The following is a 15688-nucleotide window of genomic DNA, read 5'->3' as shown; positions in this document are numbered from 1 at the left end:
GTATGAAATTTTAAGGTTGAAATATATGCAATCTGGTCGCAGTCTACACGACGCGGTGTGAGAATGACAGAATACACCCGCAGGACCAAGCAGGGTGTTTCGGCCCCGAGAGAGGGAGAGTCGCGCGTGTTCTATCATCAGGTATCCGATTGGGACGATGCTTACGCCAATGGAGCAAACATTCCACGGGGAGACCGGTGGCCCGGGATCTGGGTTGAACCCGCGCAAGCTTATCGCGATGCCCTTGTTGCAGCAGGACGGGCCGAGCTCGACCTTCCCTACGGCGATGGCGCACGCAATCAGTTTGATCTTTTTCTACCGGAGGGCAAGCCCGCCGGTCTTGTGGTTTTCATCCATGGCGGTTTCTGGTTGAGGCTCGACAAGAGTTACTGGTCGCATCTGGCTGCCGGGGCGGTGGACAATGGATATGCGGTTGCCATGCCGTCCTATACGCTATGTCCCGAAAATTCGATCTCCGGCATCGTGCGCGAGATTTGCGATGCCGTTTCTGCCGCTGCCGGACGCGTCGCTGGTCCCCTTATCCTGACGGGTCATTCAGCGGGCGGTCATCTCGCGTCCCGCATGGCATGTGAGACGTCGCCCCTGCCAGCGGATGTGCGGTCACGTCTTCGTCACGTTCTGTCCATTTCCGGCGTGCATGATCTGCGTCCGATGATGAAGACGGCCATGAACGAGAGCCTGAAGATCAGCCCTGAAGAGGCGCAGGTGGAAAGCCCGGCCTTGCTGGCGCCTTTGCCTGGCGTGAGGTTGACGTGCTGGGTCGGGGCCTCGGAGCGCAGCGAATTCCTGCGGCAGAACGCCTTGCTTGCGAATGTCTGGGTGGGTCTTGGCGCCAATACCACCGCTGTGGAAGAGCCCGACCGCCATCATTTCGATGTCATTGACGGGCTTGCGGATTCCGATCATCAGATGGTGCGCTGTCTGTTGACAGCATGAGCCTGTGGGCCAAGTGTGGCCCAAACCTGTTTTGAATCCGCTCCATGGAGCCCTTATGAGACCTGTCTTCGTTCAACTGCGCTGCAAACCTGGCAAGACCTATAAGGTGGCCGATGAACTCTACAAGCGCGAAATCGCCTCGGAGCTTTACTCCACGAGCGGCGATTACGACCTGCTCATGAAGGTCTACATCGATGACGGTGTCGATATCGGCAAATTCGTCAGCGAGAACATCGCCAATGTGCCCGGCATTCGCCGTTCGCTCACCACTTTGACCTTCAAGGCGTTCTAGAGAACAAACGCCTTGGCGCGAGGGCCGTCTTGCGATACGAACCGACGATCTAAATCGGTTCGTATTTGGGAGGCGGCGGTGAAACGGTCGAAAGTCAATGAGATTTTGCGCGAAGGAGAGGCGTTCATCCGTTCCTTCGGCTATGTAATGCCGCCCTTTGCGGATTGGACGCCCGATGAGATGAAGCAAAGGCGCGATTCGATCGGCGGGATCGTCGACGCGAGTCTTGGCTGGGACATTACCGACTATGGCCGCGGCGATTTCGATCGATGCGGCCTATTCCTCTTCACGGTGCGCAACGGCAATCAGGACGATCTGAAACACGGCCGCGGCATGCTTTATGCCGAGAAGATCATGATTTCCCGGCGCGATCAGCTCGCACCGATGCACACCCACGCAATCAAGGCCGAGGATATCATCAATCGCGGCGGCGGAACGCTCTGCATCGAGCTTTTCGCTTCCGATGCGGATGGCAACATTGATCGGACGGCTCCGGTCACTGTGCCCACGGACGGGGTGATGCGCTGTGTGGATGCAGGCGGTGTCCTGAGATTGCAGCCTGGCGAGAGCGTTACGCTTCTTCCTGGGGTCTGGCATGCCTTCTGGGGAGAAAAGCAGGATGTGCTGATCGGTGAGGTTTCTACCGTAAACGATGACGTGAGCGACAATATTTTTGCCGACCCGATAGCGCGGTTCTCCGAGATTGAGGAAGATCAAGATCCCTATCGGCTGCTGGTTTCAGATTATCCAACCTGGCTCTGACGGAACCTGCGCTGCGCTGCGCCCGTTGCCTTCCGTGGCAGAACATGTTTTCTGCGCGGCGAGAACACGGGATTGAACCATGAGCTTGAGTATTATGGATCGGCCGGCAGCGGTCGATACCAGACTTCATCTGATTATTGGCCTCGCGATCGCGGCGGCATTTGCGCTGCAGACGCCACTTTTCGCGCAGGGACTGCAGCGGGAAGAAGCGATTGACGCAATCGTTGGCTCCGAGGTGAAAACCGAGGAGGTCGAGGCGGATGCAGCGAGCAGCCGGATTTTGGCGGCTATCGACGCCACCGCTCAGAATGCCGAGCGGGTACGTAAGACGTTTTCACTTGACGAGATTGACATCGTCTTTCTTCCGGATCTGGAAGAAAAGGACGGCAGTATAGCTTCTGCTCTCGTCGAGAACGAAGACGAGATCGCCATGCTGCGGGAGGCCATTGAGGGCAGCGCGCTTTTTTTCCATGCTGTGGATTCGCGCTCCATCCAGCTTAGGGATGTTGTTGCCCTTGAATATGCTGAACGTGGCGGCGTGACGATTTTTGTGAAGGGCGGCGCCAACAGAAACTGAATGTGCAGCACCGGCGGATATGCACCACCTACTCTTGCCGCACGCCGCGCTTTGGTTTCTTATGGATGTGATTTGTTCAGAGTAAAGCGCGGACGCCTTGCCCATGGCACGCCAGCCAGCGCAATAGTGGTCCGAGGAGAAGTTGCATGAATGCTGAAGCCAGTTTGAGCACCGATGAAATCGGCAAGACGATCCTGGAAAAAATCAAGACCCATGCGCAGGATGACGTCGAGACAATCACGCTTGATACGCCTCTGGCTGATCTCGGCATTCACTCTCTCGAGCTCACCGAGATCATTTTCGATGTCGAAGATGAGTTCAACATCGAGGTTGAGATGAATACGGCTGAGGCCTGGGAGAGCATGGAAACGGTGAAGGATATCGTCGCCGCTGTGCGTGAACTGGTGGATGCCAAGAAATAGATGACAGCGCCGCGCATCGTCATAACCGGCATCGGCGGCATCTGCGCGCTTGGAACCGACGTCCAGTCCATCTGGTCTTCGATGAAGACTGGCCAACAGGCGATTGGACCGATCACGACGGCTCCGCTTCATGAGCTGAAAGTACGCATAGGCGCTGAAATCAAGGAATTGCCCGAGCACGGGATCGACCGCAAGCGGCTTGTGACGATGGACCGTTTCAGCCTTCTTGCGGCAATTTCCGCGAAGGAGGCTCTGGCGCAGTCCGGTTACACGGTAGATGACGGGAACACGCATCGCGTGGGTGCCGTGGTTGGCACGGGAGTTTGTGGCTGGGAAGCCATTGAAGACAGTTACCGCGCCATCCTTCTGGAAGGAAAACCGCGTACCGGGATTTTCACCGTTCCGCGCGTAATGCCAGGAGCCGCTGCCGGGCAGGTCAGTATGACACTCGGTCTGCGTGGCCCCGTTTTCGGCGCCACATCCGCCTGTTCCTCATCCAACCATGCGATATTGGCCGCTGCCGATCAAATCAGGCTCGGCCGTGCCGACGTGATGCTTGCCGGCGGTTCTGATGCGCCTTTGATATATGGTATTCTGAAAGGGTGGGAAGCGCTGCGGGTTCTTGCATCCGAGACCTGTCGCCCCTTTTCGGCTGACCGCAATGGTCTGGTGCTTGGTGAGGGCGCCGGCATTGCGGTGCTTGAGACTTTGGAACATGCCCAGGCGCGCGGCGCGACCATCCTAGCCGAACTCGCCGGTGGTGGCATGTCGGCCGATGCATCCGATATTGTGGCTCCCACGGTGGAAGGTCCGGTCTCAGCCCTGAAATCTTGTTTGCGCGAAGCCGGTCTCTCGATTGACGAGGTGGATTACATCAACGCGCATGGCACCGGCACCAAAGCCAACGACAAGATCGAAACGGAAGCGATCAAACGTGTTTTTGGGAAACATGCGCCAAAACTCTCTGTGTCGTCCACCAAATCGATGCACGCGCATTGCCTGGGTGCGTCCGGTGCTCTGGAGCTGATAGCGTGTGTGATGGCAATTCGGGATGGAATCGTGCCTCCGACCGCTGGCTATCGGGAAAATGACCCCGATTGCGATCTGGACGTAACGCCGAATGAAGCGCGCAAGCGCGATGTAAGAGTTGCGCTTAGCAATGGTTTCGCATTCGGCGGGACCAATGCAGTAATAGCGGTCAAGGCGATGGAGTAGCTCGCAAAACGCCGGGCCGGGCTTGCCTTCATAAACCTGATAATTTAAATCCACATTATTTGGTGGCGGTCGTCGACCGCTGGTCGGTCGTGCTTTTCGTGCGGTCGGTGATCTGGATTGGACGAGAGGGGAAGTCTTATGAAGCGTCGCTTATTGATCGGCACCGCATTGACGGCCGTCATGGCCTCACCGGCTTTTGCAGCCGAGCCGCAGGAGGTCGTTTCCGCTTATGCGGACATCGCGCTGGCCACTTATGAGGACAGCCTTGAAACCGCGAAAGCTCTGCGCGACGCGGTGAACAAGCTCGTGGAAAGCCCTTCCGAGGAGACGCTGGCAGCTGCCCGTGAGGCCTGGCTTGCGTCGCGCGAGCCCTATCAGCAGAGTGAGGCCTATCGCTTCGGCAACGCGATTGTCGATGAATGGGAAGGCAAGGTGAATGCCTGGCCGTTGGATGAGGGTTTGATCGACTATGTCGATGCCGGCTATGGCACCGAATCCGATGCCAACGAATTCTACACGGTCAACGTGGTTGCCAATGACAAGGTGAGCGCCGGCGGTACGGAGATCGATGTCTCAGAGATCACACCAGAGGTTATCCAGTCGCTTCACGAGGTCGGCGGCATTGAGGCGAATGTGGCGACGGGCTATCACGCAATCGAGTTTCTTCTCTGGGGGCAGGATCTCAACGGAACCGACGCTGGAGCCGGAGCGCGCGCCCACACCGATTTCGACACTGAGAACTGCACCGGCGACAATTGCGACCGTCGCGGCCAGTATTTACAGGCCGCTGCAGATCTCCTGGTCACCGATCTGGAAGAAATGGTGGCCAACTGGCAGACCGATGGTGAGGCACGCGCGGAGGTGACGGCTGACCCGAAGGTCGGCCTGACGGCCATGCTGACGGGGCTTGGCTCGCTTTCCTATGGCGAGTTGGCCGGCGAGCGCATGAAGCTGGGCCTGCTTCTCAACGATCCCGAAGAGGAGCATGACTGTTTCTCCGACAACACGCATAACAGCCATTATTATGATCTTGTCGGCATACGAAATGTCTATTTCGGCTCTTATGAGCGCGTCGATGGATCCAAGGTCGAAGGTCCGAGCCTTGCTGACCTGGTGTCGGAGAAGGACCCGGCGCTGGCGGAGGAGATGAAGTCGAAACTCGATGCGACACTGGAAGCGATGTCGGCGCTGAAGGAGCGCGCGGAGGGTGGCGAAGCCTATGATCAGATGATCGGTCAAGGCAATGAGGAAGGGAATGCCGTTGTACAGGCGGCTATCGATGGTCTCGTAGACCAGACCCGTTCTCTTGAACGGGTGGTCGTGGCGCTCGATCTCTCGGGTATCGAGCTGGAAGGCTCTGACAGCCTCGATGATCCCGACGCCGTTTTTGAGTGATATCAATTTTGCACCGGGCCGCTTGTCGGCCCGGTGTTCATTTGTATAGACCCTTTCCATGAACGTTTCTGTCCGCGCCGCGCTTTTCACCGGCCTGTTTTCTTTCGTGGCGTTGTCCGCCCAGGCGGAGAATTTGTCGCAAGGTTTCCGTGATGATCTGAGTGAGAAGGATCGCAAGCGGGTGGAAAAGGTGATCCGGCCCGCGACCGCTTTTGACAAGCCTGAACGTTTCGAGCGCATGTCCGCAGGCGCGACCACGTCGATGAAGCTGATCAATGCTGACGCGTTCTCGCACTCTTCCGCCAATCTGGAATTTGCCGAACTGGAACGCTTCCTTCTCGGGAACGGTCTTTTCCGCAAGGATTGGGTCTCCTCGCCCTCCTCGACGCAGGCTTCTGACGGGCTTGGCCCGCTATTCAATGCACGGGCCTGCCAGTCATGCCATATCAAGGACGGGCGTGGTCATGCGCCGGCGAAGTCCGGGGATTCGGCGGTGTCACTGCTCGTGCGACTGTCCGTTCCGGCGGACAAGGAGCAGGAAGCGGCGATTGCTGATGGTCGTCTGCCTGCAGCACCTGATCCTGTCTACGGGTTGCAGTTGCAGGACCACGTGGTGGCGGGTCTCAATCCAGAGGGGCGCGTCGACATTGCTTATGATGTTGTAACTGTTCCGCTCTCTGGCGGCGAAACGGTCACGCTGCGCAAGCCCACGCTCGCGATCGCCGATCCCGGTTTCGGGCCGATGCGTGATGATGTGATGATGTCAGCGCGCGTCGCGCCACCGATGATCGGGCTCGGCCTTCTGGAGAGCGTGCACGAGGCCGACATTCTCGCCTGGGCCGATCCCGACGATGAAGATGGTGACGGCATTTCCGGACGCGCGGCAAGGGTGCGCGACGCGGCAGGACAATGGAAACTCGGTCGCTTTGGCTGGAAAGCGATCGCGCCCAGCATCGCTGAACAGACGGCGGATGCATTTTCCGGCGACATGGGGCTTTCAACCCCGCTTGCGCCGGATCACTGGGGCGACTGCACCGAGGCGCAGGTCGAATGCCGTGCCCTGCCGCATGGCGCGCAGGAGCGATTGGGTGCCGAGGAGGTGCCGGAAGACCTTTTGAACCTCGTGACCTTTTACTCGAGCCATCTCGCGGTGCCGGTTCGGCGCGACGTGGACGAGCCTTCGGTGCTTGCCGGGAAAAAGGTCTTCTACGAGAGCGGCTGCGCCTCGTGCCATCGACCGAAATATGTGACCCGGCGCGATGTGGACGATCCGGCCCTGCGCTTCCAGCTAATCTGGCCGTATACCGACATGCTGTTGCATGACATGGGTGAGGGGCTGGCGGATGGCCGCAGCGAAGGTCTCGCCGATGGTTATGAATGGCGAACGCCGCCGCTCTGGGGCATTGGCCTTACCGCGACGGTGAATGCGGAAGCGACCTTCCTGCATGACGGTCGCGCGCGGACGCTGCTTGAAGCCATCTTATGGCATGGTGGGGAAGCGCAGGCGGCGCGTGACCGCGTGATCGACATGGCAAAACAGGATCGGGACAATCTGATCCGTTTCCTGGAATCGCTTTAAGTTTCCCGGTGCAGATTGAGTTCGGCGACGAAGTCGAACCGGTCGCCTTTGAAGTGGGAGCGGGTGAACTCCACGACTCGTCCTGTGTCGGTTCGGGAAATCCGCTCCAGGAAAAAAGCGGGTTCCCCGGTTTCGGCGCCTAGAAGACGCGCTTCGAACTCAGGCAGTGCGCAGGCATGCATACGTTGCAGCGCCTTATGCGGCCGCGCTCCGGCGGACGCCATCGCTGTGTAAAGCGAGGTACCCAACATTGAGAGGTTCGGCAGCAGATCTGCAGGCACGATGGCTAGCTCGACTGCAAGCGGCAGGGCGTCGGCAAGCCGCAGGCGATGCAGGCGCAACACACGATCGCCGGGCGAAAGCCCCAATGTCATCGCCTCCTGTGCAGAAGGGCTTGCATATTCGCGTGCCACCCAGCGCGTTTCGGGCTTCCGGCCGAAGGAGAGCATGTCCTCGGTGAAGCTGGTGATCGCGGCCAGCGGCTGCTCGAAACGCTCGACCGGTGCGAGAACGTAGGTGCCCGAGCCCCGGCGCTGTTCGAGGATGCCTTCGCGCACCAGGAGCTCAATGCCACGCCGCACGGTGACGCGCGAGAGGCCTGTCATTTCCGCCAACAGACGTTCCGATGGCAGCGCCGCGCCGGAGCTCAGCTCCCGGTTCCTCACCACCTCTCGCAGTGTGTTTGCGAGCCTGATGTATCGTGGCGTCCCATCCCTCGTGTCGAACCGGCTTTCACGGGCGAGCAGCGCACAAAGGTCTTCCTTCGTCCCCGAAAGGGCATCTGTCATCGTACAGGCACGCTCGCTAGACTGGTATTAAATTTTAAGTCCAATTATGGATGGGGTTTAGGATATTTGCAAGAACGACGCGCACAAGATCACTGCTCGACGCCTTGATGTTCGGCATATCAAGACTTTTCGAGATTTTCCGAGCCACGGGAATGGATTTTCATGAGGATGCCTGCTAATTCATTTGGTATTAAATTGGTCTATCATAGACGGCGAACCCGAAACCAGAGAGCCGACCATGACAACAGCGACAGAAACAGCAAGCCAAGCGTATCGTGACATTGAGCGGTTTTCGACCGCGGATATGCTGAATGCCATGCTCGATGGTCAGCGCGCTGCAATGGATGCGGCCTCTGCCGCCCTTCCGGCTCTGGAAGAGGCTGTTGAAGCGGCAGTGCAGCGTCTTGCGAATCCCGAGAGCCGGCTCATCTATGCGGGAGCAGGAACTTCGGGCCGTGTGGCAATGTTGGATGCGGTCGAGCTTTACCCCACGTTTGGATGGCCGGAGGAGCGTAGCCTGTTTTTGCTGGCCGGAGGCAGCATCAGCGTGGCTGAAGCACGCGAGAGTGCCGAAGATGATGAGGCTGCGGGTCGAGACGAGATTGATGCGCTGGCTTGCGGGCCTCTCGATGTGGTGATCGGGCTCGCGGCGAGCGGCAGTACACCTTATACATTGGCGGCAATCGAGGCCGCCAAGGCGCGGGGTGCGCTGACCATCGGCATCGCCAACAATCCCGGCAGCGCGCTTCTCGAAAGCGCCGATTGCCCCGTGCTTCTCGCAACGGGAGCGGAGGTGCTTGCCGGCTCCACGCGCATGGGGGCTGGTACAAGCCAGAAGATCGCGATCAACCTTTTCTCGACAGCAGTGATGATGCGGCTCGGCAAAGTCTATCGCGGCCGCATGGTGGATATGAAGCCCTCCAACAGGAAGCTCGTTCAACGCGCCGTTGAGATGCTGACAGAGGTCGCGGACTGTGATGAAGGGTCTGCGCGAGCCGCACTCGAGAAAACGGATTTTCATGTCAAGCCGGCGGTTCTCGTCGTGCGGGGGCTCTCGGCCGAGGAAGCGCACGTCGCGCTCGAGCGGAACGGCGACGACCTGCATCGTGCAATCGCCGAACTGGGTTGAACAAACCCGTTTCTCAACATCAACGACGGAAAGACTGAGATGACTAACACGCCTTCCCTGATGTTTCAGGAAACCGCCGAGGCCGCCGAGGCGGTAGAGCGGCTTTTTGCGCAAGAGGCAAAGACCTTCGCCGAACTTGGCCGGGTGATTGCCGAGCGCGGACCCGCCGTGGTGAGCATGTCGGCGCGGGGCTCGTCGGATCATGCCGCGAGCTTCTTCAAATATCTGTTCGAGATCCACACGGGCATTCCCGTGGCCTCCATCGGCCCTTCGGTGGCGTCCGTCTATGACGCGTCGCTAAAACTGGAGCGCGCGCTGCACATCACCATTTCCCAGTCCGGAGGGAGCCCTGACATTGTCGCCGCGCAGGCATCGGCCAAGAAGGGCGGCGCGGTTACGCTTGCAGTGGTCAACGTTGCGGACAGCCCGCTTGCGAAGGCGGCCGACATCGTCTTGCCGATCCATGCCGGAACGGAGCGGAGCGTCGCGGCGACCAAGAGCTTCATCGCGTCTGCAGCAGCACTCGCCGGCGTCACGCAGGCAGCTTCGGGTGATGCAGCGCTTAAGGACGCGCTCGGTCGGCTGCCCGGGGCGCTGGCCGCCGCCTGCGACGTGGACTGGGAGCCGGCGCTGCCACTCCTGACAAATGCCGGGTCGATCTACACTGCCGGTCGTGGTCCTGGCTTCGCCATTGCGCTGGAAGCGGCCCTGAAGGCAAAAGAGACGGCCCAGCTTCATGCGGAAGCGTTCTCCCTCGCCGAGCTAATGCACGGGCCCATGCAGCTGGTCGACAAGGGCTTTCCCATTCTTGCCTTTGTGCCGGAAGACGCAGCGCTTGCTTCAAGCGCGCAGTCGCTCGAAAAGCTGCGCGGCTTCGGTGCCCAGATTGCGAGCTTCTCCTCGCGTGATCTGGGGGAACGCACCATCAAAACCCCATCCACCGGCCATGGCCAGGTGGATCCGCTTGTCTCGCTCGTCGGTTACTATCGTCTGATCGAGCGAGTCGCGCGGGAACGTGGGCTCAATCCGGACACACCGGACAAGCTCAAGAAGGTGACCGAAACGATCTGACGCCTGCACCAGCGGCCGCCCGATCATGCCGCTGGCGTCGGGTCTGATCCTGCGTTAGCTTCCGGCAGATCAACACTGTGCCGGAAGCACTTCCATGACCTTCATTCCCGACTTCGCCACCATTCTACAGTTTGCCCTCGCCACCTTCGTGATCTCGATTACGCCGGGCCCGGATATGACGCTGTTTGTCGGCCGGGCGCTGAGCCAGGGCAGGGCGGCCGGCTTCGCCTGCATGTTTGGCGCGATGACCGGAATCATGATCCACACGGCGCTGGTGGCGCTGGGGCTTTCGGCCCTGATCGTCGCGTCTCCCGAGGCATTTCTTGCACTCAAGGTGTTCGGTGCGGGCTATCTGATCTGGCTGGCAATCCAGGCGATCCGCAAAGGCTCCGCGTTCTCGCCGGAAAAGAAGGGTAGCGCGGGGCGGTCCCTGTTGAAGAACTGGGCCACGGGGCTCGCCATCAATCTTCTGAACCCGAAGATCATCCTGTTCTTCATGACATTCCTGCCGCAGTTCGTGTCCGCCAGTGATCCCCACGCACCGGGGAAACTCTTCTTTCTCGGGCTCTTGTTTATCCCTCTGGCGTTGCCCATCGTCGCGCCAATGGTCATTGCAGCGGACAGTTTTTCGCAGCTCTTGAAGAAGAGCCCGCGTGTCACGCGGGTGGTCGATTATCTTTTTGCCGGCGTCTTCTCGGCGTTTGCCTTGAAAATCCTGACCGCTCAGGCGCGTTGATCGGGCTGGTAGCCGCAAAAAAATCGCCGGCGCGCAGCGAGCGGGCCGGCGATTGTTTCTCAATCAGGTCGCCTTTTATTCACCGTGGCCGGCGATCATCATGGCTTCCAGCTTCAGCCGATCAGCTTTCTTCATCCGCTCCGAAGCAGATTTGAGCTGACCGCATGCCGCCAGGATGTCGCGTCCGCGCGGGGTTCGGATGGGCGAGGCGTATCCGGCCTTGTTGACGAGATCAGCAAATTCCTCGATCTGCTCCCAGTCGGAGCATTCGTAATCGCTGCCCGGCCATGGATTGAAAGGGATCAGGTTGATCTTCGCGGGGATGCCCTTCAGCAGCCGCACCAGTTCGCGGGCATCGTCGAGCGAATCGTTGACACCCTTCAGCATCACATACTCAAAGGTGATACGCCGCGCGTTCGAAAGGCCCGGATAGGCGCGGCAGGCGTCGAGCAGCTCTTTCAGCGGATATTTCTTATTGATCGGCACAAGCTCGTTGCGCAGTTCGTCGCGCACGGCGTGCAGCGAGATCGCCAGCATGACGCCAATTTCCTCGCCGGTGCGATAGATTTCCGGAACCACGCCGGAGGTTGAAAGTGTGATGCGGCGCTTTGAGAGCGAAAGGCCTTCGCCATCGGAGGCGATGAGAAGCGCTTGCTTTACATTTTCGAAATTGTAGAGCGGCTCTCCCATACCCATCATCACGATATTGGTGACCTTGCGGCCTTCCGCCGGCACGATGGCCCCGTCGGGCGTATCGGCATCGGGGAAATCACCAAGCCGATCCCGCGCCACGAGAAGCTGGTCGAGTATTTCGCCCGGCGTCAGGTTGCGAACCAATTTTTGTGTACCGGTGTGGCAGAAGGTGCAGGTCAGCGTGCAGCCCACCTGGCTGGAAATGCATAGTGTGCCGCGGCCTTCCTCGGGAATGTAGACGGTTTCCACATCCACCGGGCGGCCCGCGCCACGCGCCGGAAAACGCATCAGCCACTTGCAGGTGCCGTCCTTGGAAATTTGCTCTTCGATGATTTCCGGACGGGCAATCGTGAAGTGCTGATCGAGCTGGGCCCGCAGATCCTTCGAGATGTTGAACATCTGCGAAAAATCGGAAACGCCGCGCACGTAAAGCCAGTGCCACAGCTGGCGCACACGCATGCGCGCCTGCCGCTCCGGCACACCGAGTGCAAGCAGCGCTTCTGCGAGTTCATCACGCGAAAGTCCGATCAGCGACTGCTTTTCGGCTTTGGTGGCGGGGCGCAGATCAGCGCGCCCCTCAGGCGTCGATAGGTCGAGTGTCAGTGCCATGGCGTTCTTGAAGTGCGTTGCAGGTAACGCATTGCGAATTCGTGTCCCGAATTCCGCGTTTACCCTTCATTTGCCGCGCTCATACCACGCCTGAAGGCTGCCGTCACCTGCTGCAGCCGGCAGCCGGGTTTTGCACACTCTACTTGCAGTTCTGGGTGGCGTCGATCGCAGCTGTGACGCCGCTGAGAGAGAATGTGTAGCTGGTGTCGTTGCCACGACCAGATTTAGCAGCAACCTTCATGTCTGAACCGCCCTTCATCGCTGCGATTAACTGAGGCTCTTCAGCTGCGTTCTCAAGCCAGGCAGACTTGCCCTGCGTGAACATGGTGAAGCTCTTGTTGCCCACCGTCACAATTACCTTGGAATTCGTCTGGAAATTGTATGCGGCGATAAACTGCGGTTCTGAAGCAACGTTCTGACCGGGCTTTTGGCTGACAAAGAAGAAAATATCGCCATGGTCGAGGCTGGCCGGCTGCTTTTCCTTTGGCACGCTCATGGCATAACATACCTTGCCGTTACCGGACTGGTAGCTGTAGACACCCCAGTCGCGATGCTGTCCCACCGCCGTTGCCTGGGCCAGCGCGGGGCTTGCCGCCGCCATTCCGCAAATGAGCATCAGTGTCGAAATCAGTACGCGCATCGTCTTGACCGTCTTTTTTTGCCAGTGTTTGGAGACCGGCTGGTCCCTCTAGATCACTTCATTTTTATTTAATCTGGGTTACCAAAGCGTGAAGCTAATCGACGGATTCTTCATGCGTTCAACCCCGATGTTCGTTGCCGCAATCAAATACGTCAACTTCCGAACACCCCTTCATTAGCGGTTGAAACGAATGAAAGAGGCAAGATTTTGACTGGTCAGTGGTCCGGGGCGGTTTCGGTAAGGGCCTGTCTGGCCGCAAAGCGGTGGGCCGGCGTAATATGGCGGCGCACCGCGTTCAGCGCGGCCGCCAGTACGGCGATATCGTCTGTAAAGCCGAAACCAAGGAGAAAATCCGGTACCACGTCGAGAGGGAGTACAAAATAAGCGAGAGCGGCAAGCAGCACACCGCGCACCTTTGGCGGGGTGTCATTGTCGAGCGCGCAAAAATAGCCGGCCACCAGATCCTCCATGAACGGAACCTGACGGGCCGCCTTTTTCATCGTGCGCCAAAACCTCGCACGTACACGCTCTTCGCGATCCCGTGTCTCACGGGGACCGACCGGTTCGAGAATTTCACCGATTTTGACATCGTCCATGGTCTGCTCCTGCTTACAAAGATGTGGGAGCCAGCCATCAAAATTCAATATTTGAGCGGAACCCGAGCAGGTTCATCGCCGACAAATCCATTCATCGCCAGTGCGAGCTTGAGATCGAGTTCAGTCACCCCGTCCGCATCATGGGTTGAAAGGCTGACATCCACCGTCTTGTAGACATTCGACCAGTCAGGATGATGGTTCAGTTTTTCAGCCATAAGCGCTGAACGCATCATGAAGGCGAATGCTTCGGAAAAATCGGCGAAGGTGAAGCGCCGCTGGATGGAGCCCCCATCTTCCGCGAGATCCCATCCGTCAAGTGTCTTGAGCGCCTGTTCCAGTGCAGCAGGATCGAGCTTTGCCCTTGCCATCGCGTCTCTCCATGGTATCGCCTGTCGGAAACCTCACAAGGATGATAGCGCACCGGCCATGAACGCAAAGCCTCGTACCTCCATTCTCTTCGTCTGTCTGGGTAATATCTGCCGTTCCCCGCTCGCGGAGGGGGTATTTCGTAGCGTTGTGGCGGAGCGCGGGCGACTGGCGGATTTCGTGATTGGTTCGGCTGGAACCGGTGCGTGGCATGTGGGCAATCCACCTGACCCGCGTTCGATCGAAATCGCCCACAGGTTCGGTGTCGATATTTCTCACCAGCGGGCACAACAGGTGGGGTCAGCGGACTTCGACCGCTACGATTTGCTTCTGGGCATGGATCGCAACAACGTGCAGACACTGCGCGAGCGCGCTCCCCGTGACATGTCCGGGAAGATTCACCTCTTTCTCGATTATGCGAACGGCAGGATGGTGGACATTCCCGACCCTTATTACGGGGGTGCGGATGGCTTTGCCTCGGTTTACCAGACGATCCGCGAGGCTTCAGAAGCATTGCTTTCGAAGCTCGACTGACGATCATATTCCGCGCTCACCAGAGGCCAGGCTTCCTCAATGATGTACGGCCCGCCACCGAAAGAAGCGCGCGACGACATCAACACGAAACGGCCTATGGAGAAGGGCACCGAGGCGAAATTTCCGCGCGCCGAAAGATAGCCTGCGATGTCGCGCGGGTTGGAATTCTTCAGACGGGCCAAGGTCACATGCGGTGTGAACTTCCGGGGATCTGGCGGCAGGCGTAAACGTCGGCAAATGCTTTCGATCTCGCCCTGCAGGGCGTAGAGATCAGGCGAAGCGGATACGCCAGCCCAGATGGAATGGGGCTTCTTCTGCCCGAATGCCCCCACGCCGGACAGCTTCATCGAAAAAGCTGGTCGCCGAACCCTATCGAGCGCATTGGCGATCTCGTCTGCCGTGTGTCCTTCCACGTCGCCGAAGAATCGCAATGTGAGATGATAGTTTTCGACATCGATCCAACGAGCTCCTGGGAGGCCCCCGCGCAGAAGTGACAACGACAGGGCGGCGTCACGCGGGATCTCGAGGGCGGTGAAAAGTCGCGGCATGGCAACCTCCTCGAATCGCAGTGTCAATCCAAGCGAATCACCGATTGCCAATGTGAGCAAGCGGTTTCTTTATCAGGAGTCAGGTGTCTTCCTTTTGATGCTCATCGATAACCTCGCGAACGATGGGCAGGATACGCTCCACCATGCGCGCGACCCCCGCGGCATTGGGATGCATGCCATCTTCGAGCAGCAAAGCCGGTTCCGCGGCCACGACGTCGAGGAAGAAGGGAATGAGCGGGATCTCGTGTTTCTCTGCCAGAGCGGGGAAAATCGGGTTGAAGGCGGCGGCATAATCCTCGCCGAGATTGGGTGCGGCCAACATGCCCGCCAGAATCACGTGCTGCCCGCGTTCTTTCAGCATGGCGATCATCCGGTCGAGATTCTGTTCGGTGGAGGCGGGCGGAATGCCGCGCAGCATGTCGTTTGCGCCAAGTTCAACAAGAACGATGTCCGCAGTTTCCGGAACGGACCATTCAAGGCGTGAAAGCCCGCCGCTGGAAGTGTCGCCGGAAACGCCGGCATTGGCGATGGCGACATCATAGCCCTCCGCCCTGAGCGCATCCTCGAGCTGCTCGGGAAACCCTTCATCTGGACCAAGGTTGTAGCCGGCCATGAGGCTGTCGCCGAAACCAACGATATCGATCGTATCCGCCCTGGCTGTCACGGCCATGCAAACCGCCAGAGCGAGCGCTGTGGCAGCGAATGAAATATTTGTGAAGTGGCCGGACGGACGAAAAAATTTGAATGCCATGCGGGATAACCCATATTTGCGAAATCGT

19 protein-coding genes are annotated in these 15688 nt (G+C 58.9%); 12 read left to right on the top strand and 7 right to left on the bottom strand.

Annotated features, from left to right (window positions below):
• Positions 1-126 precede the first annotated feature (126 nt).
• The 8 genes from KW403_RS07855 (at position 127) to KW403_RS07820 (ending at position 7199) form a co-directional block, all read left to right on the top strand.
• Positions 127-957, top strand: coding sequence for an alpha/beta hydrolase (locus KW403_RS07855; protein WP_223022153.1), 831 nt, complete (start codon positions 127-129; stop codon positions 955-957).
• A 55-nt stretch (positions 958-1012) separates the two neighbouring features.
• On the top strand, positions 1013-1249 hold the full coding sequence (locus KW403_RS07850) for an Lrp/AsnC ligand binding domain-containing protein (RefSeq protein ID WP_223022152.1): 237 nt from the start codon (positions 1013-1015) through the stop codon (positions 1247-1249).
• Positions 1250-1327: 78 nt separating this feature from the next.
• Entirely contained in the window at positions 1328-2011 is a 684-nt protein-coding gene (locus KW403_RS07845; RefSeq protein ID WP_223022151.1) for a D-lyxose/D-mannose family sugar isomerase, read from the top strand.
• 79 nt (positions 2012-2090) lie between these two features.
• Positions 2091-2588 carry a hypothetical protein gene (locus tag KW403_RS07840; protein ID WP_223022150.1) on the top strand — a complete coding sequence of 166 codons (498 nt, stop codon included), beginning with the start codon at positions 2091-2093 and terminating at the stop codon, positions 2586-2588.
• 146 nt (positions 2589-2734) lie between these two features.
• Positions 2735-3010: an acyl carrier protein gene (locus KW403_RS07835; RefSeq protein WP_223022149.1), complete on the top strand. Its 276-nt coding sequence runs from the start codon at positions 2735-2737 to the stop codon at positions 3008-3010.
• Complete coding sequence (locus KW403_RS07830; RefSeq protein ID WP_223022148.1) at positions 3011-4225, top strand: beta-ketoacyl-[acyl-carrier-protein] synthase family protein; 1215 nt, start codon at positions 3011-3013, stop codon at positions 4223-4225.
• 138 nt (positions 4226-4363) lie between these two features.
• Positions 4364-5620: an imelysin family protein gene (locus KW403_RS07825; protein WP_223022147.1), complete on the top strand. Its 1257-nt coding sequence runs from the start codon at positions 4364-4366 to the stop codon at positions 5618-5620.
• A gap of 58 nt (positions 5621-5678) precedes the next feature.
• A complete protein-coding gene (locus KW403_RS07820) occupies positions 5679-7199 on the top strand; it encodes a di-heme oxidoreductase family protein (RefSeq protein WP_223022146.1) in 1521 nt (506 codons plus the stop codon).
• Here the strand turns inward: KW403_RS07820 and KW403_RS07815 are convergent.
• Positions 7196-7987, bottom strand: a complete 792-nt coding sequence (locus tag KW403_RS07815) for a GntR family transcriptional regulator (RefSeq protein ID WP_223022145.1) — start codon at positions 7985-7987, stop codon at positions 7196-7198. The two genes, KW403_RS07820 and KW403_RS07815, sit on opposite strands and share 4 nt — an antisense overlap.
• A 238-nt stretch (positions 7988-8225) precedes the next feature.
• Here KW403_RS07815 and KW403_RS07810 point away from each other — a divergent pair, with 238 nt between their 5' ends.
• The 3 genes from KW403_RS07810 to KW403_RS07800 all read left to right on the top strand — a co-directional run bounded on the left by KW403_RS07810 (position 8226) and on the right by KW403_RS07800 (position 10923).
• Positions 8226-9116, top strand: a complete 891-nt coding sequence (locus KW403_RS07810; RefSeq protein ID WP_223022144.1) for an N-acetylmuramic acid 6-phosphate etherase — start codon at positions 8226-8228, stop codon at positions 9114-9116.
• 39 nt (positions 9117-9155) lie between these two features.
• Complete coding sequence (locus KW403_RS07805; RefSeq protein ID WP_223022143.1) at positions 9156-10187, top strand: SIS domain-containing protein; 1032 nt, start codon at positions 9156-9158, stop codon at positions 10185-10187.
• A gap of 94 nt (positions 10188-10281) precedes the next feature.
• The gene (locus tag KW403_RS07800; RefSeq protein ID WP_223022142.1) at positions 10282-10923 is read left to right on the top strand and encodes a LysE family translocator; all 642 of its coding nucleotides are present in this window, start codon (positions 10282-10284) and stop codon (positions 10921-10923) included.
• Between the two features lie 75 nt (positions 10924-10998).
• On the opposite strand, the gene rlmN is transcribed toward KW403_RS07800, so the two are convergent.
• The 4 genes from rlmN to KW403_RS07780 form a co-directional block, all read right to left on the bottom strand.
• Positions 10999-12225, bottom strand: a complete 1227-nt coding sequence (gene rlmN, locus KW403_RS07795; RefSeq protein ID WP_223022141.1) for a dual-specificity RNA methyltransferase RlmN — start codon at positions 12223-12225, stop codon at positions 10999-11001.
• A 139-nt stretch (positions 12226-12364) separates the two neighbouring features.
• Complete coding sequence (locus KW403_RS07790; RefSeq protein WP_223022140.1) at positions 12365-12865, bottom strand: invasion associated locus B family protein; 501 nt, start codon at positions 12863-12865, stop codon at positions 12365-12367.
• Between the two features lie 215 nt (positions 12866-13080).
• On the bottom strand, positions 13081-13461 hold the full coding sequence (locus KW403_RS07785) for a YkvA family protein (RefSeq protein ID WP_223022139.1): 381 nt from the start codon (positions 13459-13461) through the stop codon (positions 13081-13083).
• A gap of 44 nt (positions 13462-13505) precedes the next feature.
• Positions 13506-13829 carry a 4a-hydroxytetrahydrobiopterin dehydratase gene (locus KW403_RS07780; protein ID WP_223022138.1) on the bottom strand — a complete coding sequence of 108 codons (324 nt, stop codon included), beginning with the start codon at positions 13827-13829 and terminating at the stop codon, positions 13506-13508.
• Between the two features lie 58 nt (positions 13830-13887).
• On the opposite strand from KW403_RS07780, the gene KW403_RS07775 reads away from it, so the two are divergent.
• Positions 13888-14361 (top strand): low molecular weight protein-tyrosine-phosphatase, encoded by a 474-nt coding sequence (locus KW403_RS07775; RefSeq protein ID WP_223022137.1) that lies wholly within the window; start codon positions 13888-13890, stop codon positions 14359-14361.
• On the opposite strand, the gene thpR is transcribed toward KW403_RS07775, so the two are convergent.
• Complete coding sequence (thpR, locus tag KW403_RS07770; RefSeq protein WP_223022136.1) at positions 14310-14909, bottom strand: RNA 2',3'-cyclic phosphodiesterase; 600 nt, start codon at positions 14907-14909, stop codon at positions 14310-14312. The two genes, KW403_RS07775 and thpR, sit on opposite strands and share 52 nt — an antisense overlap.
• A gap of 79 nt (positions 14910-14988) precedes the next feature.
• On the bottom strand, positions 14989-15660 hold the full coding sequence (locus tag KW403_RS07765; RefSeq protein WP_223022135.1) for an arylesterase: 672 nt from the start codon (positions 15658-15660) through the stop codon (positions 14989-14991).
• Positions 15661-15688 lie beyond the last annotated feature (28 nt).

Source organism: Nitratireductor kimnyeongensis, assembly GCF_019891395.1.
GTDB classification, from domain to species: domain Bacteria; phylum Pseudomonadota; class Alphaproteobacteria; order Rhizobiales; family Rhizobiaceae; genus Nitratireductor; species Nitratireductor kimnyeongensis.
Note: the sequence above shows the minus strand (reverse complement) of the source record. Positions and strands in the feature narration are given on the sequence as shown.